Raw genomic sequence first — 22,816 nt, forward strand, 5'->3', positions numbered from 1 at the left:
GGGCGTGCCCCGGCCCGGCCGTGCGTGCACGGCCCGTCCGCGTCGCGGGCGCGCCCCGGCCCCGCCGTGGGTGCGTCCGGGGCGGTGGTCACGGGCGGGCGTACGAGGTCACGTCGTGGAAGCCCCGGACGGGCCCGGGGGCGGGCGCCCGGCTCCGGGGCGGGTGCTCCTGCCCCGGCCGTGGGTGCGCCCCCGGTTCCGGGTGCCCGTCGTCCGCCGTCAGGGCAAAGGAATTCCTGCCGAACGTCATGTGGACGCAAAGATGCACCGCTACACGTGGCGATCCTCACTCCGCTCACCTGTGAGTCCCTCTGGACAGATGCGCGGTATCGTCGGATGATCAAATGAGTGCGGTCGGCACCGGATGAGCGCAGAACAGCATCCGGGTCGCGGCCCCCACGGGGCAGACAAGGACACAAAACCCTCACCTAGGAGCAATCGTGGCGCGAGACATCGCGGCTCCCTCCGTCGTCCCCACCCACCACCAGGAACTGGTCTCCTGGGTCAACGAGATCGCCGAACTGACGCAGCCGGACAACGTGGTCTGGTGCGACGGATCCGAGGCCGAGTACGAGCGCCTCTGCGAGGAACTGGTCGCCAAGGGGACCTTCAGGAAGCTCGACCCGGTCAAGCGCCCGAACTCCTACTACGCCGCCTCCGACCCCACCGATGTCGCCCGCGTCGAGGACCGCACCTTCATCTGCTCCGAGAAGGAGGAGGACGCCGGTCCCACCAACCACTGGAAGGCCCCCGCCGAGATGCGGGAGATCTTCGCCGGTGACAAGGGACTGTTCCGCGGCTCCATGAAGGGCCGCACCATGTACGTCGTCCCCTTCTGCATGGGCCCGCTCGGCTCGCCGCTGTCCGCGATCGGCGTCGAGATCACCGACTCCGCCTACGTCGCCGTCTCCATGCGCACGATGACCCGCATGGGGCAGCCCGTCCTCGACGAGCTCGGCTCCGAGGGCTTCTTCGTCAGGGCCGTCCACACCCTCGGCGCCCCGCTGGAGCCGGGCGAGCAGGACGTGCCCTGGCCCTGCAACCGGACCAAGTACATCTCCCACTTCCCGGAGACCCGGGAGATCTGGTCGTACGGCTCCGGCTACGGCGGCAACGCCCTGCTCGGCAAGAAGTGCTACGCCCTGCGCATCGCCTCCGTCATGGCCCGCGACGAGGGCTGGCTCGCCGAGCACATGCTCATCCTGAAACTGACCCCGCCGTCCGGCGAGTCCACGTACGTCGCCGCGGCCTTCCCGTCCGCCTGCGGCAAGACCAACCTGGCCATGCTGGAGCCCACCGTGCCCGGCTGGACGGTCGAGACGATCGGCGACGACATCGCCTGGATGCGCTTCGGCGAGGACGGCCGTCTGTACGCCATCAACCCCGAGGCCGGCTTCTTCGGCGTCGCGCCCGGCACCGGTGAGCACACCAACGCCAACGCGATGAAGACGCTGTGGGGCAACTCCGTCTTCACCAACGTCGCGCTCACCGACGACGGCGACGTGTGGTGGGAGGGTATGACGGAGGAGACCCCGGCCCATCTGACGGACTGGAAGGGCAACGACTGGACGCCCGCCTCCGGGACCCCGGCCGCGCACCCCAACGCCCGCTTCACCGTCCCCGCCGCGCAGTGCCCGATCATCGCGCCCGAGTGGGAGGACCCCCGGGGCGTGCCGATCTCCGCGATCCTGTTCGGCGGCCGCCGGGCCTCCGCCGTGCCCCTGGTGACGGAGTCCTTCGACTGGAACCACGGCGTCTTCCTCGGCGCCAACGTGGCCTCCGAGAAGACCGCCGCCGCCGAGGGCAAGGTCGGCGAGCTGCGCCGCGACCCGTTCGCCATGTTGCCGTTCTGCGGCTACAACATGGGCGACTACATGGGCCACTGGGTCGAGGTCGCCAAGGGCAGGGACCAGGCGAAGCTGCCGAAGATCTACTACGTCAACTGGTTCCGCAAGAACGACGAGGGCGCCTTCGTGTGGCCCGGCTTCGGCGAGAACAGCCGCGTGCTGAAGTGGATCGTCGAGCGCCTGGACGGCAAGGCCGACGGCGTCGAGACCCCGATCGGGGTGCTGCCGACCCGGGCGGCCCTGGACACCGACGGCCTGGACCTGTCCGACACCGACCTGGACTTCCTGCTCACCGTCGACAAGGACGTGTGGCGCGAGGAGGCCGCCCTGGTGCCCGAGCACCTCAACACCTTCGGCGACCACACGCCGAAGGAGCTGTGGGACCAGTACCGCGCTCTGGTCGAGCGCCTGGGCTGACACCCGCACCGCACGGGCGACGCTCCTCGGCCCGCAGCCGAGGAGCCGGCGCCCCCACGATCCCCCGCGGCCGGCCCCGATGGGAGCCCTGACCAGTGATCGTCACGGCCGGCCGCGGGCGGCGGCACACCGTCACGAACCGTGGCCCCGCACAATGGCGTGCGGGGCCGTGCTGCCGTCTCCGCACACCGGAGGACATGCCGCTGCGAGGGGCACGCCGGGACCGGTGCAGGACCGGACGGACCGGTGCAGGACCGGACGGACGGTGCAGGACCGGACGGGTCCCGGCGCTCCACGGCCTTCCGGGCCGGCCGGCGACGACCCCGGCTCTCAGGCGATCGAGTGCGTCCCCGCGTCCTGCGCGCCCTCAGGGTGCGAAGCCGCTGGTACAGAGCGCCTCGGTCCGGGTCCGGCGTCCGGGGCCGGAGCGCAGGCTGTGGCGCCCGGTCCGCGCGTCGCTGCGGTCGCACGCGGACCGGGGCCGTTCGAGGAGAGCCCGTGAGCGGTGCCCGGCCCGCGCGCGGGCCGGGCACCCCGGGGCTCAGGGGAGGGCGGGTTCCCGCAGGGCCGCGGTGTGGGCGTCCATGCGCTGGGCGGCCAGGATGGCCGCGGCCGTGTCCGCCCGGGACGCGGCGACGAGCAGAGCCCGGCCGGCCAGGGTGTGGGCGCGGCGGTGCAGCGCGACCGGGTCGCCCGTGGCGGGCGCCTTCGCGCGGGACGGCGCCGTGCCGCCCCTCAGCCGCGCCACCTGTTCGGCGAGGCGGTCCGCCGCCGGGTCCAGGTCGGCTCCGGGAGTCAGGGCGCGCAGCTCGTCGGTGACGGCGAGCAGTGCGGCGAGGTGGCCTGCGAGCTGGATGTCCAGTTCCTCCTCGCGGGTGCGGTGCGGGAAGTCCCGGGACGGGCCGGCCATCGAGTTGGGCACGGACCTGCGGGGCGGGCCGGTGCGGATCTGTTCGTACATGGATGGCCTCCTGTGTCTACAGAAGTCATCCTACCTTGGATCGAGTCTAAAGTTGAGGGAAGTGGGGAGAAGGGGACGGGAAAGCCGTCCGCACGGCCCGCACGGACGGCTCCGGGTCACGGCTGGCCGTAGCCGTCCAGGAAGTTCCCTATGCGCTCGATCGCCTCGGTCAGGTCCCGGGCCGTCGGCAGGGTCACCACGCGGAAGTGGTCGGGCTCGGGCCAGTTGAAGCCGGTGCCCTGGACGACCATGATCTTCTCGCGGCGCAGCAGGTCCAGGACCATCTGCCGGTCGTCCTTGATCTTGAAGACCGCCGGGTCCAGGCGCGGGAAGAGGTACAGCGCGCCCTTCGGCTTCACGCACGAGACGCCCGGGATCTGGGTCAGCATCGCGTGCGCGACGTCCATCTGCTCCTTGAGGCGGCCGCCCGGCAGCACCAGGTCGTTGATCGTCTGGCGTCCGCTGAGGGCGGCGACCACCCCGTGCTGGCCGGGCATGTTCGCGCACAGCCGCATGTTCGCCAGGATCGTCAGGCCCTCGATGTAGGAGTCGGCGTGGGTGCGCGGGCCCGAGACCGACATCCAGCCCACCCGGTAGCCGGCCACCCGGTACGCCTTCGACATGCCGTTGAAGGTGAGGGTCAGCAGGTCCGGGGCCACCGAGGCGGTCGGCACGTGCGTGGCGCCGTCGTAGAGGATCTTGTCGTAGATCTCGTCCGAGCAGACCAGCAGGTTGTGGCGGCGGGCGATGTCGGTGAGGCCCTCGATCATCGCCCGGTCGTAGACCGCGCCGGTCGGGTTGTTCGGGTTGATGATCACGATCGCCTTGGTGCGGTCGGTGACCTTGCGCTCGATGTCGGCCAGGTCCGGCATCCAGTCGGACTGCTCGTCGCAGCGGTAGTGCACCGCCGTGCCGCCGGACAGGGACACCGCGGCCGTCCACAGCGGGTAGTCCGGTGCGGGCACGAGCACCTCGTCGCCGTCGTCCAGCAGGCCCTGCATCGCCATCACGATCAGCTCGGACACGCCGTTGCCGATGAAGACGTGCTCGACGTCCGTCTCGATGCCGAGGGTCTGGTTGTGCATCACGACCGCGCGGCGTGCGGCCAGCAGGCCCTTCGCGTCGCCGTAGCCGTGCGCGGTGGAGACGTTGCGGAGTATGTCCTCCAGGATCTCCGGCGGGCACTCGAAGCCGAAGGCGGCCGGGTTGCCGGTGTTGAGCTTGAGGATGCGGTGGCCCGCCGCCTCAAGCCGCATGGCCTCCTCGAGAACCGGCCCCCGGATCTCGTAACAGACGTTGGCGAGCTTGGTCGACTGGATCACCTGCATGTGAGCGAGCTTACGGCCCGGTAACGCTTCGCGCGTGGTGTTTTCCGACACGCGAGACAACGCGTCTCCTCCGGCCGGGGTGCCGCCCCGGTCCGCGGGCCCGCACGTCCCGGCATGCCGAGATATGTCTGGACACCGTCAACGCCGCCGCTCCGGGGAGCCGTTCCGTGGCCGGAATCGGCTCCTTGTCCCCTCTCGTGTCCGCACTAACAATGCGCATGACAACCACGCGGGCGGCCGGACGACCTCCGGCAGCTCGCGCCCACAGAGGGGACCCCCACATGAACAAGCCTCTCCTCGCCGCGCTCGCCGCCCTGGTGATCACCGGGGCGGGTGCGGCGCCCGCACTCGCCGCCGCGGAGCCGGCCGGCCCCGCGGCACCGGCCGCCGCCCAGCAGGCCCGGGGCGCGGCCACCGCGGCCCCCGCCGGACAGGCCCCGGACACGGCGCCCGCGCTGCGGGCCGTCTCCTTCGCCGGCACCGTCGCGCTCAGCAACTGCTCCGGCTCGGTCGTCCGCATGCCCGGCTCCACCGACGGCGACCCCGCGCTCGTGCTCACCAACGGCCACTGCCTGGAGACCGGCTTCCCCGACCCCGGCGAGGTGATCGTCGACCAGCGCTCCAGCCGCTCCTTCGGCCTGCTGAACTCCTCCGGCACCCGCGTCGGCACCCTGCGCGCCGCCAAGGTCGCCTACGCGACGATGACCGACACCGACGTCACCGTCTACGAACTCACCCGCAGCTACGCCTCCATCCGCGCCTCCTACGGCATCGACGCGCTCACCCTCGACGCCGTCCGGCCGGCCGCGGGCACCCCGATCAGTGTCGTCTCCGGCTACTGGAAGCGGATCTACACCTGCTCCGTCGACGGCTTCGCCTACCGCCTCCGCGAGGGCGGCTGGACCTGGAAGGACTCCGTCCGCTACACCTCCTCCTGCAACACCATTGGCGGCACCTCGGGCTCGCCGGTGGTCGACCGGAACACCGGCCGGGTCGTCGCCGTCAACAACACCGGCAACGAGGACGGCGGGCGCTGCACCCTGAACAACCCCTGCGAGGTCGACGAGGCCGGCGGCATCACGGTCCGCCAGGGCATCAACTACGCCCAGCAGACCTACCCCCTGACCGACTGCTTCGGCCTCGGCAACAAGCTCGACCTCTCCGCGGCCGGCTGCACCCTGCCCAAGCCCTGACGGCCCTGACGGCCCTGACGGCCCTGACGGCTCTGGCGGCCCTGACGGCCCTGACGGCCCTGACGGCCCTGACGGCTCTGACGGCCCTGAGCACCCTGACGGCCGCACCGCCCTGACGGCCGCACCGCCCCGGCCGGCTCCTACACCGGCGTCCGCCGTACCGACCGTCCCGCCAGCACGGCCGTGCGGCGGCCGCCGTCGATCACGAACCGGCCGTCGACCAGGACGTACGGGATGCCGGTCGGCAGCGTGCGCGGCCGCGCGTACGTGGCGCCGGCCGCGACCGTGGCCGGGTCGAACAGCACCAGGTCGGCGCGGTAGCCCTCGCGCACCAGCCCGCGGTCCGGCAGTCGCAGCCGGGCCGCGGGCCGCGCGGTGAGGCGGGCCACGCACTCCTCCAGCGTGAGCACGCCCAGCTCGCGGACGTACCGCCCGAGATAGTGCGGGAACGTGCCGTAGGCCCGCGGATGCGGCCTGCTGCCCCGCAGGATGCCGTCGGAGCCGCCGGTGTGCACCCGGTGGCGCATGATCGCGCGCACGTTCTCCTCGTGCCCGACGTGCTGCAGGATCGTCGGCCCGAGCCGGTCCGCCAGCAGCAGCCGCCGAGCCGTCGCCCACGGCGTCTCGCCGCGCGCGTCCGCCGACTCGCGCACCGTACGCCCGACGTACCCGTCGAACGCCGGATCGGCGACCCCGGAGATCTCGACCGTCCCCCACTCCACCGGCACCCCGTGGCAGCCGTCCGCGCCGACCACCTCCAGCTCGTGCCGGATCCGTTCGGCGGTCCCCTCGTCCGCGAGCCGGGCCAGCACCGCGTCCGGGCCGCCCTCGCTCGCCCAGCCCGGCAGCAGCGCCGCCAGCGTGGTGCTGCCGGGGGTGTACGGGTAGCTGTCGAGGCTGATGTCGGCGCCCGCGTCCAGCGCCTCGTCCAGCAGCGCCAGCAACTCGGGGGCCCGGCCCCGGTTCACCCCGAAGTTCAGGGTGGCGTGCGCCAGGTGCAGCGCGCAGCCCGCCGTCCGGGCCAGCTCCACCATCTCCGCGTACGCCGCGAGCGCCCCGGCGCCGTAGGAGCGGTGGTGCGGGCAGTAGTAGCCGCCGTACGACGCCACCACCCGGCACAGTTCGGCCAGTTCGGCGTCCGGGGCGTACATGCCCGGCGTGTACGTCAGCCCCGACGACAGGCCGACCGCCCCCTGCCGCAGGCCCTCGGCGACCAGCCGCCGCATCCGGTCCAGTTCCTCGGGCGCCGCCGGGCGGTCCTCCCAGCCGACGGCCAGCGCGCGGACCGTGCCCTGCGGCACCAGGTAGGCCGCGTTGACGGCGACGCCCTCGTCCAGGCGGTCCAGGTATCCGCCGACCGACCGCCAGTCGAAGTCGATGTCGTCGCCGTACCCGTTCCAGCCGGTGATCGCCCGGCGCACCTGGTGAAGGGTGCGGTCGTCGACCGGCGCGTACGACAGCCCGTCCTGCCCGACGACCTCCAGGGTCACCCCCTGCGCGGCCTTCGCGCTGTGGTCCGGGTCGCGCAGCAGGGCGAGGTCGCTGTGGGCGTGCATGTCGATGAAGCCGGGGGAGAGGACGAGGCCCGCCGCGTCCAGCGTCCGCCGGGCCGCGGGCCGCCGGCGGCCCGCGGCGGCCGTCTCCGGGACGACGGACGCGATCCGGCCGCCGTCGACCACGACGTCCGCCCGGTACACGGGCGCGCCGGAGCCGTCGGCCACGTCCGCGCCGCGGATCACCAGGTCGGTCATGGGTACCCCCGGGGGCAGGTCCGCGGACGGCCGGACGAAGGAAGGGCAGATGGCAGATGGAAGATGGAAGAAGGAAGGGAAGAAGGAAGGACGACGTGGCGGATCGGGGTGCGCGCACCCCGCGGCGGGGTGCGACGTGCCGGGGCGTACGTACCGGCCCGGGCGGGGCGGCGCGTGGTCGGGTCAGAAGAAGGTGCGGACGTAGTCCACGACCGTGCCGTCCTCCTCGGCCACCGGGATCAGCGGCCACTTGTCGAACGACGTGCACGGATGGGACAGTCCCAGCCCGACCCAGTCCCCGACCTCCAGATCCGCCGTGCCGTCGGTGCGCAGCCACGCGTGCTGGTCGGACAGGGCCGTCACCTCGATGCCGGTGGCCGGGCGCTCCGTGCCGTCGCGGCGCACCACCTGGGCGAGGGGCAGGCCGAGGTCGTACGCCGCGTCCCGCTTGCCCGCGTTGACGAAGGCCTGCCCGGCCGTGGGGCGGGAGACCACCTGGGTCCACAGGCGGAAGGCGGGTTCCAGGGCGCCCTCCTCGGGGATCCGGTTGAACGGGGTCAGCCTGCGGTAGTGCCCGTCGTCGTGCGAGACGTACGCACCCGAGCGCAGCAGCTTCAGCACCGGCCGGGACAGCTCCGGAATCCGGGCGAACCCGTCCGCCACCGCGTCGAACCAGGCGCTGCCGCCCGCGCTGACCACGATCTCGTCGGCGTCGGAGAACAGGCCGGCCCCGTCGAGGTCCGCCGCCAGCGCCACCAGCCGGCGCAGCCAGGCGCTCACCCGCTCCCCGGTGGCCTGCGGGACCTCGCCCTCGTAGCCCGCCACGCCGACCAGGCGCAGCGTGCCGGCGGCCGCGACCGCCTCGGCGACCTCCCGGCACTCCGCCTCCGTGCGCACGCCCGTCCGGGCCTCGGCGCCCGCCGCCAGCTCCACCACCACGTCCACCGGACGCGCGGCACCCGCCGGGGCCGCGTCCTTCAGGGCCGCGTCCATCAGGGCGACGCCGCGCTCGGAGTCGACGTACACGACGAGCCGGAAGTCCGGGTCCGCGGCCAGTTCGGCGGCGGTCCACGCCAGGGCCGCCGGGTCCACCAGCTGGTTGGCGAGGAACACCCGCCGCACCCCGAACGCCCGCGCCACCCGCACCTGGTGGGGCACGGCGAGGGTGATGCCCCAGGCGCCGTGCTCGATCTGCCGCCGGAACAGCTGCGGCGCCATCGTGGTCTTGCCGTGCGGGGCGAAGGCGAGGCCGTGCCGTTCGGCGTACGTCTCCATCAGCCGCAGATTGTGTTCCAGCCGCTCGGCGGACAGCGCCAGCACGGGGGTGGTGAAGCCGCCGGTGAAGAGGTTGCGGCGCTGCGCCGTCAGTTCGCCGACGGTGAGCCCGTCGGCGTCCGGGGGGAGGCCCTTGAAGCGGTGGTCCACCCGTTCCGCGGCCAGCCGGGCGACGGACTCCGAGCTCATGGAACCTCCCTGATCAGGCATGTTGCATCAGCTGCAACAGCCGTTGCGTATGGCGCTACTGGTGTCTAGCATCTCCGCCGACGCCGGGTCAACGACAGGATCAGCCGCGCGGACAGCTGCCGGCCGGCTGCCGATCAGCTGTCGGCCGGCACTGGTACCAGCGGCCGGATCAGTGCACCGACCCGCGTGGCCCGAGGAGCAGCGGCCCGAGGAGCATCCGAGCATCGTGACGGCCATCAAGCCCCTTCCCGACACCGCGGACACCGACACCGCCCGTGCCGGGACCGGGGGGACCGGAGCCGTGGACGCCGTCCCCGGGACCGTGGACGTCGTCGCCCTCGGCGAGTCCATGGTGGCGTTCCGCCCCGACCGCCCCGGCAGGCTGGCCGACGCGCACGCCTACCGGCGCGGGATCGGGGGAGCCGAGTCCAACGTGGCCTGCGCCCTGGCCGCCGCCGGGCACACCGCGCGCTGGGTCGGCCGGGTCGGCGCGGACGCCTTCGGCGACCACCTGGTGGACGCGGTCGCGGCGTACGGCGTCGACGTCACGGCCGTACGCCGCGACCCGGCGCGGCCGACCGGCGTGTACTTCCGCACGGCGGGAGAGCGCGGGACCGCAGCGCACGAGGTGGCCTACTACCGCGCGGGCTCCGCGGCCTCCGCCATGTCCGCCGGGAACACGGACGTCGGCGCCGCCCTGGCCGGCCGGGTGCTGCACCTGTCCGGCATCACCGCCGCGCTGTCGGCCGACTGCCTGGACCTGCTGCGGGAGCTCACCGCCCCCCGCGCCGGGCGCCCCCTGGTCTCCTTCGACGTGAACTTCCGCCCCGCACTGTGGCGGGGCCGCGACGGGGCCGGCGTCCTGCTGGAACTCGCCCGCCGCGCCGACCTCGTGTTCCTCGGCGCCGACGAGGCACGCCAGGCCTGGGGCCCGCTCGGCTCGCGCGCCGTCCGGGAGGCCCTGCACGGACCGGCGGCCGTCGTCGTCAAGCACGGCCCGGGCGGAGCGACGGCCCTCTGCCGGGATCCCGGCGGTCAGCCCGGCGGGGACCTCGACGAGCACCCCGGCGGGGACCCCGGAGAGGACCCCGGCAGCGTCGGCGGCGGTGCCGGCCGCCGTGGCCGCCACCGCCTCGTCACGCACGCGCGGGCGCCCCGTGTCGACGTCGTCGCCGCGGTCGGCGCCGGGGACGCCTTCGCCGCCGGGTTCCTCTCCGCCACCCTGCGCGGGCTCCCCGTCCGCGACCGGCTGCGGCACGGCCACCTGTGGGCGGCCGCCGCGCTCACCGCGCCCGGAGACCTCGCCGAGCCGCCCGCCCGCGACCTCGCCGACCGGCTCGCCGGGCTCGACGACGCCGCGTGGGAGACACTGCGACTCGGCCCCGGCTGGACCCGGGCCGGCCAGGCACCGTGAGGAGGGACCCACGCCATGAGCCAGACCGTCGACCGCGCGCTGAGCATCCTGCCGCTGCTCGCCGAGGGGCCGGCCGACCTGGGCCAGGTCGCCGCGCGCCTCGGCGTGCACAAGAGCACCGCGCTGCGCCTGCTGCGCACCCTGCACGAACACGGCCTGGTCCACCGCCAGTCCGACCAGCGCTACCGGCTCGGCGCCCGGCTCATCGGCCTCGCCCAGGAGGCGATGGAGAACCTCGACGTCCGCGAGATCGCCCATCCGTACCTGGTCCGCCTCAACGAGGAGTGCGGGCACACCGTCCACCTCGCGGTGTTCGAGGAGGGCGAGGTGCTCTACCTCGACAAGGTCGAGAGCCGCTACCCGGTGCGCATGTACTCGCGGATCGGCAGGCCCGTCGCCATCACGGTCGCCGCGGTCGCCAAGCTCCTGCTCGCCGACCTGCCCGAGCCCGAGCGCAGGGCGTTCGTGGAGAAGCTCGACTACCCCCTGTACACGGCCCGTTCGACACCACACCCGGCGGCGTACCTCAAGGAGCTGGCGAAGGTGCGCGAACAGGGCTGGGCCACCGACCTCGGCGGCCACGAGGAGTCCGTGAACTGCGTCGCCGCACCCGTCCGGGGTGCCGACGGCCGGGTCGCCGCCGCGCTGTCGGTGTCCGCGCCCAACGTCGTGGCCGGCGCCGACGAACTCCTCACCCTGCTCCCGCTGGTGCGCCGCACCGCGGACGCCGTCAGCGGCGAGTACTCCGGCAGAACCACCCCGGCCCAGGAAGTCACCCCATGACCGAGAAGACCGCGCTCACCCCGAAGACCCACACCGCCCCGCCCGCGACGTTCTCCCACGGCGTCCGCAAGGGCGCCATCCTCCAGGTGGCCGGCCAGGTCGGCTTCCGGCCCGCGACCGGCGGCCGGCCCCCGGCGCCCGCCGGTCCCGGCCTGCGCGAGCAGCTCCTGCAGACCCTCGACAACGTCCGGGCGGTCCTGGAGGAGGGCGGCGCCACCTGGGACGACGCGGTCATGATCCGCGTCTACCTGACGGACGTGGCGCACTTCGCCGAGATGAACGAGATCTACGACGCCTACTTCGCGGAGCAGCGGCTGACCGCCCCTCCGGCCGCCCGCACCACCGTCTACGTCGGCCTCCCGGCCGGGCTGCTCGTGGAGATCGACGCTCTCGCCGTCCTCGGCTGACACCGGGCACGCGCCGGTCCGGCCGGGCCGCCGGTCCGGTCCGGCGGCTGCCGGACACCCGATCGGACGGAGTCGTGTAACGAAGCGGGGGCTGACTGTCCTCCGCACAGGATCGTCGACCATACTGCTGCGCTGTGGAGCAGCGCATAGGTTCGAGCAGTCAGCCCCTGGACGCCGGAGTGAACCCGGCGCACATCCCCGGGCTCACGGCCCCCCTGCCCGAGAAGGCGCCGGAGGCCGGGCCCGAGGACGCGGTCCCGGACACCGATGCGGGTGCGGACGCGGTCGCGGACACGGGTGCAGCCGCGGACGCCGTGGCGGCGGAGACCGCCGCCGAGGAGGCGGAGGAGTTCGGCCCGGCCGACGGGGAGCCCGCCGACGCGGCCCCGGCCGACGGCCCGGTGTTCGAGGCCGCCGACCGGCGCGCGCGGATCGTCGCGGACGCCTCCGGGGTCCGGCTCGCCCTGGACGACCAGGAGTGCGAGTTCCGATGGGAGGAGATCGGCGCGGTGGAGACGGAGACCGCCCGGTTCGGCAGACTCTTCACGGTCACCGTCCACACCCCCGACCGCCGCTGGTACCCCATCGAGATCGAGGCCGCCTCCCGCGCCCGGCACGCCGAGTGGGACGCCCTCCTGGACGAGGTCCTGGACGCCTACTTCGACGACGGAGCCGACGGAGCCGACGGAACCGACGAAGCCGACGGGACCGACGGAGCCGAAGGAGCCGACGGAGCCGAAGGAGCCGAAGGAGCCCGTGGATCCGACGGCGCCGAGAGCGCCGAGAGCGCCGAGGACGCCGAGGACGCCGAGGACGCCGGAGGCGCCGGGGGCGCAGAGGCCGCCGAAGGGGCGGACACCGCTGACGGGGCGGACACCGCCGACACCACCGCCGGTCCGGAGGGCGACGGCCGGGACGGGTCCGCGGCCGGGTCCGGTACCGGGACCGGTACCGGGACCCGGACACCGGACGACTCCGCGGACCGGGCGGACGGCGCCCCCCGGCGGTAGGGACGGCGGCGCGGGGAGCCGCGCGGCTCAGCTGCAGTACTGCGCGGCCTTCCCGATCGACCGGTACATGCAGTCGGCGTTCTCCAGCAGTTGCAGCACCGCGTCCCGGTTGCGGGAGGTCTCCCGCTCGATGACCTCGTCGGGCGGGTAGAAGCCGCCGCCCCAACGGGACGTCGGATACATCTCGAAGGTGTATCCGAAGATCTTGTGCGCGCCCCACAGGTAGTCGTCGATCGACCCGTCCGTGATGTACAGGTCGCTGGACTGCTCCGGCGTGTAGCCGTTGCTGGCGGCCATCTTCCGCCCGACCGTGGCGAAGGCGTCGCGGTCGTCGGCCGTCATCCCGGTGGTGGTGTCGGAGTAGGTGTACCCGAAGGGCCACAGCACCAGTTCGCTGTAGGTGTGGAAGTCGATGCCCGCGGTGATCTGCTGCTTGCCGCCGACGACCCGGCTGCGCACGAAGTCCGACACCACCTTCACCTCGGGCGCGGACTCCGGCGCCGTACCCCGGTAGGTCTCCGAGGACGTCGAGCCCGAGGAGCCGCCGCAGCAGCCCCAGCGGTAGTCCCAGTTGCGGTTGAGGTCCGTACCGACGTACGAGGAACCGGAGTTGGGCTGGCGGTTCTTGCGCCAGGACCGGTAGGAGCCGGTGGCGATGTCGTACTCGCCGCCGTCGGGGTTGAGGTCGGGCACGATCCAGATCTCGCGGCTGTCCACCATGCCGGTGATCCGCGGGTCGCTGCCGTAGCCGGAGCCGAGTTCGCGCAGCAGGTACAGCGCCATCTCCACGGTGAGGTGCTCACGGGCGTGCTGGTGGTGGGTGAACAGCACCTCGGGCTCCGCCTCGTCGACCGCGACGTTGTCGCTGACCTTGATGGCGACGATGTCGCGGCCCTGGTAGGACGTGCCGATCACCCGCTTGCTCATGATGTCCGGGTGGGCGGCGAGGCGCTGGTCGATCTCCGCCGTCATCTCGGCGTAGTTGTGGTAGCGGGAGTCGGAGGACGGGAAGTCGTGGAGCCGTACCTCGTCGCCGGCGATCCGGCCGGAGGGGTCGGGGAGTGCCGTGACGTCGTAGCCCCGGGCGCGCAGCGTGCGGATCTGCGCCGCGCGGCCGGAGACGACCAGGCCCTCCTCGTCGGCCTCGTCGACGGTGACGCCCGCCGTCATGACGGCACTGCGCTCGGCGGCGGTGCTGTTGTGGACGTGGACCTCGTACTGCCGGACGGCGTCGGCGGCGGGGACGGGCCGGGCGGCGCTGTCGGCACTGGCACCGGTCAGTCCGGCCGAGACGGGGGCGGCGAGCGCGAGCGCCGTGACGGCGGCCAGCGCGGCGGTCCTGCGGGTGCCGCGGGCGCCCGGACCGCGCATGCGGAGTCGCATGAAGTCTCCTTGTGTCTCCAGGGATTCCGGGGTCTCCGGAAGGGGAGTGGAGCGGGGGGTGGTGCTTCGGTGCGACGTGCGCGGACCCTGCCCTCGGCGGTGGGGCCTGCCTGGGTGTGCCGGGCCGGGTCCGGGTGCGGGTGTGGGTGTGGCGCTCATGGTGCGGGCATGGCATGTTCGGGTCAATAGTGGGCCCGGGTGTGACGGCTCGTACGGTGCGTAAATCGGCCGCGGATTCTACGTGGACCTCTTGTCCGGTGGGGGAGTTGTGCACAAGTCCACTCGTTCGTGTGAGCCGGAGATGCGGAGGAGCGGAAGAAGGGACAGAGTGGCGGCCCCGGCCCGTCAGGCCTGGGGCACGTTGCGGGAGTCCCGTCCGGGCCCGCCCGCAGGGCGGACGGCGCTCCTTTCGGAACACGCCCCGGAACCGGTGGACGCGCGCGGCGACGGCTGCGGTCGGCGACAGCCGTAGCCCGCGGCTCCGGGGACCCGAGCGACTCCGTCCCCGGACGGCCCGGACTCCGGCGGCACCTGACCCGCCGGGGTCCGGAGCCGCCGTGGGGACCGTGTCGGGCCGTCGGCACCGTGCGGCCGTCTCGGGCCGCGGAGCAGGAGCGTTCGCGGAACGGGAGCGTTCGCGGAACGGGTGCCGGCCGTGTCACCGTCACATCACTGGTGCGTCTGCGTCTGCGTCCGCGGCGGCGCCACCTCCGAGGCCCCGTCCGCGCCGCCGCGTCAGGGCAGTGCGTGGACGTGCGGGCCCACGGCGTTCGACCAGGCGTGCCCGGCCGTGGCGTCCCAGTTGGTGGACCAGGTCATCGCGCCCCGCAGGTCGGGGTAGGTGCGAGAGGGCTTGAAGGAGCCGCAGCCGGTGCCCTTGGCCAGGCAGTCCAGGGCGTTGTTGACGACGGCCGGCGAGACGTAGCCGCTGCCCGCGCCGCGGGTCGAGGCGGGCAGGCCGAGCCCCACCTGGGACGGGGCCAGGCCGCCCTCCAGCTGGATGCAGGCGAGCGCGGTGAGGAAGTCCACCGAGCCCTGCGAGTACACCCTGCCGTCGCAGCCGAGCATCGAACCGCTGTTGTAGTACTGCATGTTGACGACCGTGAGGATGTCCTTCACGTTCAGCGCCGTCTGGAAGTAGGAGTTGGACGTCGACTGCATGTCGATGGTCTGCGGGGCCATCGTGAGGATCAGCGACGAGCCCGCCTTGGCCGACAGGGAGCGCAGGGCCTGCGTCATGTAGGTGGCGTTGAGGCCGTTCTCCAGGTCGATGTCGACGCCGTCGAAGCCGTACGTCTGCATCAGCGCGTGGACCGAGTCGGCGAAGTTGGCGGCCGAGGAGGCGCTGTTGACGCTGACCGTGCCGCGCTCGCCGCCGACCGAGATGATCACCTTCTTGCCCGCGGCCTGCTTGGCGCGGATGTCGGCCTTGAACTGGTCGACGGTGTAGCCGCCGAGTCCGGCCGAGTCGAGGTGGAAGGTGACGGCGCCGGGTGTGGCGGTGGCGTCCGCGAAGGCGACCGCGATGATGTCGTACTGAGCCGGTACGTCGGAGATCCTCTGCACGGTGGCGCCGTTGTCGAAGTTCTGCCAGTAGCCGGTCACGGCGTGCCTGGGCAGCGAGCCGCCCCCGCCGCCGTTCGGCGCGGTGGTCGCGGTCACGGCCGCCGACTTGGGCGACTCGCCCGCCGCGTTGGCGGCGGTGACCTGGAAGGAGTACGCCGTCGACGGGGCGAGCCCGGTCACGGTCGCCGAGGTGCCGGTGACCGCCGTGACCTCGGTGCCGCCGCGGTACACGTGGTACCCGGTCGCGCCGGACACGGCGGTCCAGGCCAGGGACACCGACGAGGACGTCGTGGCGGAGACGGCGAGACCCGCCGGGGCGCCCGGGACCGTCGGCGTGGGGTCGCCGCCCCCGCCGCCGTCGGGCCCGAACACGGAGACGTCGTCCGCCAGGTAGGCGGGCTGGCCGTACCAGCCGTGCAGGAACACGGTGACGGACGTGGTCGAGGCGCCCGTGGTGAACGTCGTCGACAACTGCTTCCACGGGGACGCGTCGGGCGTCCACGTCGACACGTCGCCGGTGCCGGTGCCGGTCGCGCCGAGGTAGACGTAGCTGCCCTGCACCCAGGCGCTGAGGGAGTACGTCGATCCCGGCTTGACCGCGACGGTCTGGCTGCAGCGGGCGTTGTCCAGGCCGGCCGGGGCCGCCCTGAGCGCGGCCGCGCCGCCGTGCACCGGCGAGCCGACGGTGCTGCCGCTGCCGGCCGTGCACGTCCAGTTCGCCAGGCCCGACTCGAACCCGGCGTTCCTGGCGTTGTTGACGTCGGCGGCGGACGCCTGGCCGGCGGAGAGGAGGGACAGGCCGAGCGCGGCGGTGACGGCGCCGGCCCAGAGGCTGATCCGTCGCCTCCGGCCGGGCGGAGCGTGCTGTGCGCGGTCCACTGGGGCCTCCGGTGGGGAAGGGGGATGGGGATGGGGGTGGGGATGCGGGCGGGGGGAGGGAGGGAGGACGGTGGCCACCGTTGGATGTCCAAGTTGGTCCAGACCAATCGGAGTTGTCAAGAGTCCGGACCGGCCGGCCTCCCGGAGAGGGGAGCCGGCTGCGGGCCCGTGCCGGGCGGGTGGAGCCGGGCGGGTCGGGTCGTGCCGGGCGGGTGGAGCCGTCGGCAGGTGGACCCGTGCCGGGCGGGTGCCGTGGGCCCGGCTTCCGGCCGGGGAGGAGGCCCGGCGGTGCGCAACCTGACCCGTTTTGGCGCGACTTGTGTGTCAGTAGTTCCTCCGGAGCTCACCAAACGCTGTTCTCCGGTCACAGTGGCGTGGGTAAAGTGCCCAGGTAGTCACGCAATGAAGTCATCTCGGTGCGCCGGAGCAACCCCCTGTGTGCCGACCGGCGTGGATTCGGGGAGCCGCGCGTGCCAACTGCCGTAGCCGTGACCAGTGCGGACCTGGCGCTGCCGCCGCTGGACGAGCGCACCCTGCCCGCGACCGTCCTCGCGGACATCGACCGGGAGCCGCTGGAGCAGGCCGTCGCCCGGCTGTACGCGCTGACCGAACAGCACGGGCATCTGATCGTGGTGTGCTCCCCGGCCGTCCCGCCGGCCGTCGAACGCCGCCTGCGCACGGTGCGCGCCCTGCTGGAGAGCGACCGCATCGCCCTGTTCCGGCCCGAACTGCCCCCCCTCGGTATCGCCGTCCTGGCCCGCCAGTTGCGTCAGCTCGGCTCCTGCGACCTGGGCCCCGGCGTGCTCGCCTCGGCAGGCCGGCTGCTGACCCACTACATCCACGCGGGCGCCGTCCTCGGCTCGGTGGCCCGGCTCGACCACGTCCCCGTCACCCTCAGGGCGCACGCCAAGTCATGGGTGCCCGGCAGCCAGTTCGCGGTGGTCGCCCACCCCGAACCCCAGCTCGTCCGTCTCGGCCCCGAAGCCGTCCTCGCCGGACCGGAGTTCGGCACCTGGATGCTGGTCGCCAAGGGGCAGCTGCCCGCCGACTGGGTCACCGGCACCCTGGCCCCGGCCTGGAACGCCCAGGGCCTGCGCGAGACGGCGCTGCCTGCGGAGTCGCCCCGCTGGTGGGGCACCGGCCGGATGACCGAGTTCTGCGGTTTCCTGCCCGACCTGTCCGTCCTTTACCAACTGGTCACCTCGGTACGGCAGAACGTATGCCACTGGTGCGGCCTCGACGTCATCGGCGACCGCTGCGTCTTCTGCTCTGCCGTCCCGCCCACCCCGGAGCACCGCATGCTCACCGGCTGACCGTCCCCACCGGCCCCGAGCCGGACCGACCCCCGCGCCGACCCCGGGACCGGCGCCCGGGCCGGCGCCCGGAACGACACCCGGACAGCCGGGACAGCCGGGACAGCCGCCGAGCCGAGAGAGACAGGAGACCGACAGGGAGACCGAAGCCGAAGCCGAAGCCGCGACCGAAGCCGGCCGGCCGCCGAAGGGCGGCATCCGCCGACCGGATCCGCCCGCCGCCCCCCGCCGACCCCTCGCCGCCCCCGCCGAGCCCGGCCCCGTCGGGCCCGCCCGACCCGGTAGAGCCCCGCACCACCCGCCCCGTCGAGTCCACCCCCATCGAGGTTGCACGGTTCATGAACTCCCGTCAGCGCCGCGGCGTGATACTCCTGCTCCTGTCGGTCCTCGGCGCCCTCGGCGCCTTCGGCGGCGTGCTGTCCGTCGTCAACGACGCGAAGTCCAAGGTCGGCCCCGAGGTCACGGCGTACGAGATCAAGAGCGACGTGGAACCCTATACGGCCCTGAAACCGGGCCAGTTCCGCGAGATCGGCATGCCCGAGCGGTGGCTGTCGGCCAACGCCGTCACCGACCTCTCCGCCATCCGGGGCAAGATCGCGGTGACCACGCTGAAGAAGGGCTCCCTGCTCCAGAGCGACATGATCGTGGACCGCCCCGCCCTGCGGCCCGGCGAGCAGGAGGTCGCCATCATGATCGACGCCGCGACCGGGGTGGCGGGCAAGATCACCCCGGACGCGCGGGTCAACGTGTACGCCACCTTCGAGGGACAGCGCGAGGGCGACCCCGACCAGTCCAAGATCATCGTGACCGACGCGCGCGTCCTGGACGTCGGCGAACTCACCGCCCTCCAACCGGGCTCCTCCGACCGCTCCCGCCGCCCCACCGAAGCCGTGCCCATCACCTTCGCGCTGTCCACGCTCGACGCCCAGCGCCTCACGTACGCCGAGTCCTTCGCCGCACGCGTCCGGCTCGCCCTGGTCGCGCCCGGCACCGACACCGCCGTCCCCGACAAGGACCGCACCTACGAACTCTCCCAGGACAAGTGAGAGGACCGGCATGCCCACGAGGATCCTCCCCGCCGTCGGCGACGCGGACGCCGTCCGGTCCCTCACGACGCTGCTCAGCCAGCTTCCGGACGCCGAACCGGCGGCTCCCGTCGTCGACTCCACCCAGCTCGTCGACACCCTCGCCCGCCTCGCCGCGGAGTCGGTCGACGAACTGCCCGAGGTCGTCGTCGTCCACGAGCGCATCGGACCCGTCCCCGCGCTGGAGCTGATCCGCGAGGTCGCCCTGCGCTTCCCCGCGGTCGGCGTCATCTTCGTCACCACCGACGCGAGCCCCGGCCTGTTCTCCGCCGCCATGGACTCCGGCGCCCGGGGCCTGGTCACCCTCCCCCTGGTCTACGAGGAGATGGCCAGCCGGGTGCACGCCGCCGCGCAGTGGGCGGCCGGGGTCCGCCGCCACCTCGGCCACGGCGCCGAGACCGTGCCCGGCACCGGCGGCACCGTGGTCACCGTCAGCGGTGCCAAGGGCGGCGTCGGCGCCACCCTCACCGCCGTCCAGCTCGCCCTCGCCTCCCAGGCCTCGGGCCGCAGCACCGCGCTGGTCGACATGGACCTGCAGACCGGCGACGTCGCCTCCTACGTCGACGTCCGGTTCGGCCGCTCCGTCGTCGACCTCGCCACCATCACCGACATCACCTCCCGGGTCCTCGCCGACGCCGTCTTCCGCCACGACAGCGGCCTCGTCCTGCTCCTCGCGCCCGCCGAGGGCGAACGCGGCGAGGAGGTCACCGACCGCGCCGCCCGCCAGATCATCGGCGCCCTGCGCGCCCGCTACGAGACCGTCGTCGTCGACTGCGGCGCCCAGCTCGGCGCGGCCGGTGCGGCCGTCGTCGAACTGGCCGACACCGCCCTGCTGGTCACCACCCCCGACGTCATCGCCGTACGGGGAGCCAAGCGCGTGGTCCGGATGTGGGACCGGCTGCAGATCCGCAAGGCCGAGGAGACCACCGTCGTCGTCAACCGGCACAGCCGCGGCGCGGAGATCCAGCCTCCCCTCATCCAGCGGATCACCGGCACCGCGCTCGCCGGCACCACGATCCCGGCCGGCTTCAAGGAGCTCCAGGCCGTCGTCGACGCCGGGCGGGTCCACGAACTCGACGCCAAGGGCCACATCCGCCAGGCCCTGTGGGCCCTCGCCGCTGAACTCGGCCTGGTCAAGACCCCACCCGGCGGCCACCAGCGGCACGGCCGGCTGCGCGGCGACCGGGCCGCGCGCGCCGAGCGCGGCACGGTCGGCGGACTGCGGCGACGCAAGGAGAGCGCGGGATGAGCCGGCCCGGGACGGCGGACGTCGCAGGCGCCCGGGGCGTGGCAGGCGCGGTCGGCGTGGTCGGCGTGGGAAGCGTCGGGGACGTCGGGGACGTCGGGGACGTCGGGGACGTCAGGGGGCTCGGGCTCCGGACGTGTGCGCCGGAGGCCCGGCGGGGGCTCTCCGCGGCCCGGTGGGGGCTGCCCGCGGCCGGGCGGGGGCAGTCTGCGGCCGGGCGGGCGGCGCGCCGGCCGGGCCGGCCCGGGGCGGACCACGGCCAGGTCACCGTCGAGTTCCTCGGCATGACCCCCACCATCCTGATCACCCTCGTCGTCGTCTGGCAGTTCGTCCTGGCCGGCTACACCTTCACCCTCGCCGGCAACGCCGCCGACGAGGCCGTGCGCGCCGCCACCGCCGCCCCGTCCGGGGCCCGGCAGGGCGCGTGCGAGGCGGCGGGCCGCGAGGATCTGCCGGGAGCCTGGACCGGCGGCGCCACCGTCACCTGCGCGGGCACCGGCATCGTCACCGCCGACGTCAGGCTGCGTGTACCCGTGCTGTTCCCGGGAACGGTCTCCTTCCCGTTCCAGGTCACGGGGCACGCGGGCGCGGTCGAGGAGGAGGTGGACTGACATGGGGTACGAGCGGACCGGGGCGCCGTACGGGCGGGTCGAGGGCGCCCCCGAGCGGCCGGACCCGGCGCCCGGCCACCCCGCTGCGACCGTCAGGGCCGCGGCGTGGGAGCGGCGGGCCGCAGGGCCTTCCGGCCGGGCGGGGGCTTCGGACGGGCGGGGTGGGGCTTCGCGTGGTGGGGCCGGGACTTCGGACGGGCGGGGTGGGGCTTCGCGTGGTGGGGCGGGGACTTCGGACGGGCGGGGTGGGGCTTCGCGTGGCGGGGCCGGGACTTCGGACGGGCGGGGTGGGGCTTCGCGCGGCGGGGCCGGGACTTCGGACGGGCGGGCCGGGGCCTCGTGCGGTGGGGCCGGGACTTCGGATCAGCGGGCCGAGGCCCCGCGCCGCCGGGCCCGGGCCACGTACGAGCGGGCCGGTACCCGGCGCGACCGGGCCTCGGCCCCGTACCGCGGGGCCGCCGGGCGGGACCGCGGGCAGGCGGCGATCGAGTTCCTGGGCTTCCTGCCGATCCTGGTCCTCGTCGCCCTGGCCGGCGTCCAGATCGGCCTTGTCGCCTACACCGCACAGCAGGCGGGGACGGCCGCGCGCGCGGGCGCCCGCAGCGCCTCCCTCCAGGACAGCGCGCAGGACGCGTGCGCGCGGGCGGTGAGCGGCTGGCTCGCCGGCCGTACCAGCTGCCCGGCCGCCTACGGCGGCGACGAGGTCACCGTCACCGCCCGCATCGGCATCCCCTCCGTGGTCCCCGGCTGGGACTTCGGAGCCGCCACGAAGACCGCCACCATGCCGATGGACCGCTGACCGAGGGAGCACGAGAAGCCATGAGCCTGCGGGCACGCATCAACTCCCCCGAGGAGCAGGGCGGCCGGCGCGAGGACGGCCATCTGGTCGCCTCCTACCGGGCCAAGCTCCTGGAGGAGATCGACCTCGCCGAGATGAGCTCCCTCGCGGCCGCCGAACGCCGGGTCCGGCTGGAACGCGTCCTCGGGCACATCATCAGCCGCGAGGGCCCGGTGCTGTCGACCGCGGAACGCTCCCAGCTGATCCGCCGCGTGGTGGACGAGGCCCTCGGCCTGGGCATCCTCGAACCGCTCCTGGAGGACACCTCCATCACCGAGATCATGGTCAACGGACCCGACGCGATCTTCGTGGAGCGCGGCGGCCGGGTGGAGCAACTGCCGCTCCGGTTCGCCTCCGCCGACCAGCTGATGCAGACCATCGAGCGGATCGTGTCGACCGTCAACCGCCGCGTCGACGAGTCCAACCCCATGGTCGACGCCCGGCTGCCCTCCGGCGAGCGCGTCAACGTCATCATCCCGCCGCTGTCCCTGACCGGCCCCATCCTCACCATCCGCCGCTTCCCGCGCTCCTACACCCTGCACGAGCTGATCGGCTTCGGCTCCCTGGACGAGCACATGCTGTTCCTCCTCGCCGGCCTGGTCCAGGCGAAGTTCAACATCATCGTGTCCGGCGCCACCGGCACCGGCAAGACCACCCTGCTCAACGCGCTGTCCGGGCTGATCCCCGCCGGGGAACGCATCATCACCATCGAGGACTCCGCCGAACTCCAGCTCCAGCAGGCCCACGTCATCCGCCTGGAGTCCCGCCCGCCCAACGTCGAGGGCAGCGGCCACGTCTCCATCCGCGACCTGGTGCGCAACTCGCTGCGCATGCGGCCCGACCGCATCGTCGTCGGCGAGGTCCGCGGCGGCGAGTCCCTCGACATGCTCCAGGCCATGTCCACCGGCCACGACGGCTCCCTCGCCACCGTCCACGCCAACAGCGCCGAGGACGCCCTCACCCGGCTGCAGACCCTCGCCTCCATGTCCGACGTGGAGATCCCCTTCGCCGCCCTGCACGACCAGATCAACAGCGCCGTCGACGTCCTCGTCCAGCTCACCCGCTTCGCCGACGGCGCCCGCCGCGTCACCGAGATCGCCGTCGTCGACAGCCACGGCGGGGAACCGTACCGCCTCGTCACCGTCGCCCGCTTCGAGGCACAGCCGATGACGCCCGACGGCCGCGTGCCCGGCGCGTTCCGCTGCTTCCCCCTGCCGCGCCGCACCGCCGAACGCCTCTACATGGCGAGCCAGCCCCTCCCGCAGGCCTTCGGCGTCGCCCTGCACGACGACCAGCTCGCCACCCGAGAAGCCAGGTAGG

The 22,816-nt window shown here is 73.7% G+C and carries 18 protein-coding genes; 12 read left to right on the forward strand and 6 right to left on the reverse strand.

The features are described 5' to 3' along the window. Nucleotides 1-440 precede the first annotated feature (440 nt). A complete protein-coding gene (locus AC5K6T_RS02410; protein WP_493205169.1) occupies nucleotides 441-2,264 on the forward strand; it encodes a phosphoenolpyruvate carboxykinase (GTP) in 1,824 nt (607 codons plus the stop codon). A gap of 541 nt (nucleotides 2,265-2,805) precedes the next feature. Here AC5K6T_RS02410 and AC5K6T_RS02415 read toward each other — a convergent pair. Both AC5K6T_RS02415 and AC5K6T_RS02420 read right to left on the reverse strand, forming a co-directional pair. Next, entirely contained in the window at nucleotides 2,806-3,225 is a 420-nt protein-coding gene (locus AC5K6T_RS02415) for an SCO4983 family protein (protein WP_493205171.1), read from the reverse strand. 116 nt (nucleotides 3,226-3,341) lie between these two features. Next, nucleotides 3,342-4,553 carry a pyridoxal phosphate-dependent aminotransferase gene (locus tag AC5K6T_RS02420; protein WP_493205172.1) on the reverse strand — a complete coding sequence of 404 codons (1,212 nt, stop codon included), beginning with the start codon at nucleotides 4,551-4,553 and terminating at the stop codon, nucleotides 3,342-3,344. Between the two features lie 281 nt (nucleotides 4,554-4,834). Between AC5K6T_RS02420 and AC5K6T_RS02425 the strand changes: the two genes are divergently transcribed. Beyond that, nucleotides 4,835-5,746, forward strand: coding sequence for a S1 family peptidase (locus tag AC5K6T_RS02425; RefSeq protein WP_493205173.1), 912 nt, complete (start codon nucleotides 4,835-4,837; stop codon nucleotides 5,744-5,746). Nucleotides 5,747-5,886: 140 nt separating this feature from the next. Here AC5K6T_RS02425 and AC5K6T_RS02430 read toward each other — a convergent pair whose 3' ends face one another. Then, complete coding sequence (locus AC5K6T_RS02430) at nucleotides 5,887-7,497, reverse strand: N-acyl-D-amino-acid deacylase family protein (RefSeq protein ID WP_493205175.1); 1,611 nt, start codon at nucleotides 7,495-7,497, stop codon at nucleotides 5,887-5,889. A gap of 183 nt (nucleotides 7,498-7,680) precedes the next feature. Then, the gene (locus tag AC5K6T_RS02435) at nucleotides 7,681-8,961 is read right to left on the reverse strand and encodes an amino acid deaminase (protein WP_493205177.1); all 1,281 of its coding nucleotides are present in this window, start codon (nucleotides 8,959-8,961) and stop codon (nucleotides 7,681-7,683) included. A 349-nt stretch (nucleotides 8,962-9,310) separates the two neighbouring features. Between AC5K6T_RS02435 and AC5K6T_RS02440 the strand changes: the two genes are divergently transcribed. The 4 genes from AC5K6T_RS02440 to AC5K6T_RS02455 all read left to right on the forward strand — a co-directional run bounded on the left by AC5K6T_RS02440 (nucleotide 9,311) and on the right by AC5K6T_RS02455 (nucleotide 12,575). Further along, nucleotides 9,311-10,375 carry a sugar kinase gene (locus tag AC5K6T_RS02440; RefSeq protein ID WP_493207294.1) on the forward strand — a complete coding sequence of 355 codons (1,065 nt, stop codon included), beginning with the start codon at nucleotides 9,311-9,313 and terminating at the stop codon, nucleotides 10,373-10,375. 15 nt (nucleotides 10,376-10,390) lie between these two features. Then, on the forward strand, nucleotides 10,391-11,158 hold the full coding sequence (locus AC5K6T_RS02445; RefSeq protein WP_493205179.1) for an IclR family transcriptional regulator: 768 nt from the start codon (nucleotides 10,391-10,393) through the stop codon (nucleotides 11,156-11,158). Continuing rightward, nucleotides 11,155-11,565 (forward strand): RidA family protein, encoded by a 411-nt coding sequence (locus AC5K6T_RS02450; protein ID WP_493205181.1) that lies wholly within the window; start codon nucleotides 11,155-11,157, stop codon nucleotides 11,563-11,565. Before AC5K6T_RS02445 ends, AC5K6T_RS02450 begins: the two co-directional genes overlap by 4 nt. Nucleotides 11,566-11,699: 134 nt before the next feature. Further along, on the forward strand, nucleotides 11,700-12,575 hold the full coding sequence (locus AC5K6T_RS02455; protein WP_493205182.1) for a hypothetical protein: 876 nt from the start codon (nucleotides 11,700-11,702) through the stop codon (nucleotides 12,573-12,575). Nucleotides 12,576-12,602: 27 nt separating this feature from the next. On the opposite strand, the gene AC5K6T_RS02460 is transcribed toward AC5K6T_RS02455, so the two are convergent. After that, nucleotides 12,603-13,958 carry a M14 family metallopeptidase gene (locus tag AC5K6T_RS02460; RefSeq protein ID WP_493205184.1) on the reverse strand — a complete coding sequence of 452 codons (1,356 nt, stop codon included), beginning with the start codon at nucleotides 13,956-13,958 and terminating at the stop codon, nucleotides 12,603-12,605. A 735-nt stretch (nucleotides 13,959-14,693) separates the two neighbouring features. After that, the gene (locus tag AC5K6T_RS02465) at nucleotides 14,694-16,403 is read right to left on the reverse strand and encodes a chitinase (protein WP_493205186.1); all 1,710 of its coding nucleotides are present in this window, start codon (nucleotides 16,401-16,403) and stop codon (nucleotides 14,694-14,696) included. A 470-nt stretch (nucleotides 16,404-16,873) separates the two neighbouring features. Between AC5K6T_RS02465 and AC5K6T_RS02470 the strand changes: the two genes are divergently transcribed. From AC5K6T_RS02470 to AC5K6T_RS02495, 6 genes are all read left to right on the forward strand, one after another. Continuing rightward, nucleotides 16,874-17,716, forward strand: coding sequence for a hypothetical protein (locus AC5K6T_RS02470; protein ID WP_493205187.1), 843 nt, complete (start codon nucleotides 16,874-16,876; stop codon nucleotides 17,714-17,716). 338 nt (nucleotides 17,717-18,054) lie between these two features. Next, nucleotides 18,055-18,762 carry a Flp pilus assembly protein CpaB gene (cpaB, locus tag AC5K6T_RS02475; protein WP_493205189.1) on the forward strand — a complete coding sequence of 236 codons (708 nt, stop codon included), beginning with the start codon at nucleotides 18,055-18,057 and terminating at the stop codon, nucleotides 18,760-18,762. Nucleotides 18,763-18,772: 10 nt separating this feature from the next. Continuing rightward, a complete protein-coding gene (locus AC5K6T_RS02480) occupies nucleotides 18,773-20,050 on the forward strand; it encodes a CpaE/TadZ family protein (RefSeq protein WP_493205191.1) in 1,278 nt (425 codons plus the stop codon). A gap of 281 nt (nucleotides 20,051-20,331) precedes the next feature. After that, on the forward strand, nucleotides 20,332-20,658 hold the full coding sequence (locus AC5K6T_RS02485) for a pilus assembly protein (protein ID WP_493205193.1): 327 nt from the start codon (nucleotides 20,332-20,334) through the stop codon (nucleotides 20,656-20,658). A gap of 484 nt (nucleotides 20,659-21,142) precedes the next feature. Next, complete coding sequence (locus AC5K6T_RS02490) at nucleotides 21,143-21,457, forward strand: TadE/TadG family type IV pilus assembly protein (RefSeq protein ID WP_493207296.1); 315 nt, start codon at nucleotides 21,143-21,145, stop codon at nucleotides 21,455-21,457. 20 nt (nucleotides 21,458-21,477) lie between these two features. Beyond that, nucleotides 21,478-22,815 (forward strand): TadA family conjugal transfer-associated ATPase, encoded by a 1,338-nt coding sequence (locus AC5K6T_RS02495; protein ID WP_493205194.1) that lies wholly within the window; start codon nucleotides 21,478-21,480, stop codon nucleotides 22,813-22,815. Nucleotide 22,816: the final 1 nt, after the last annotated feature.

Source organism: Streptomyces sp. B8-7, assembly GCF_058833805.1.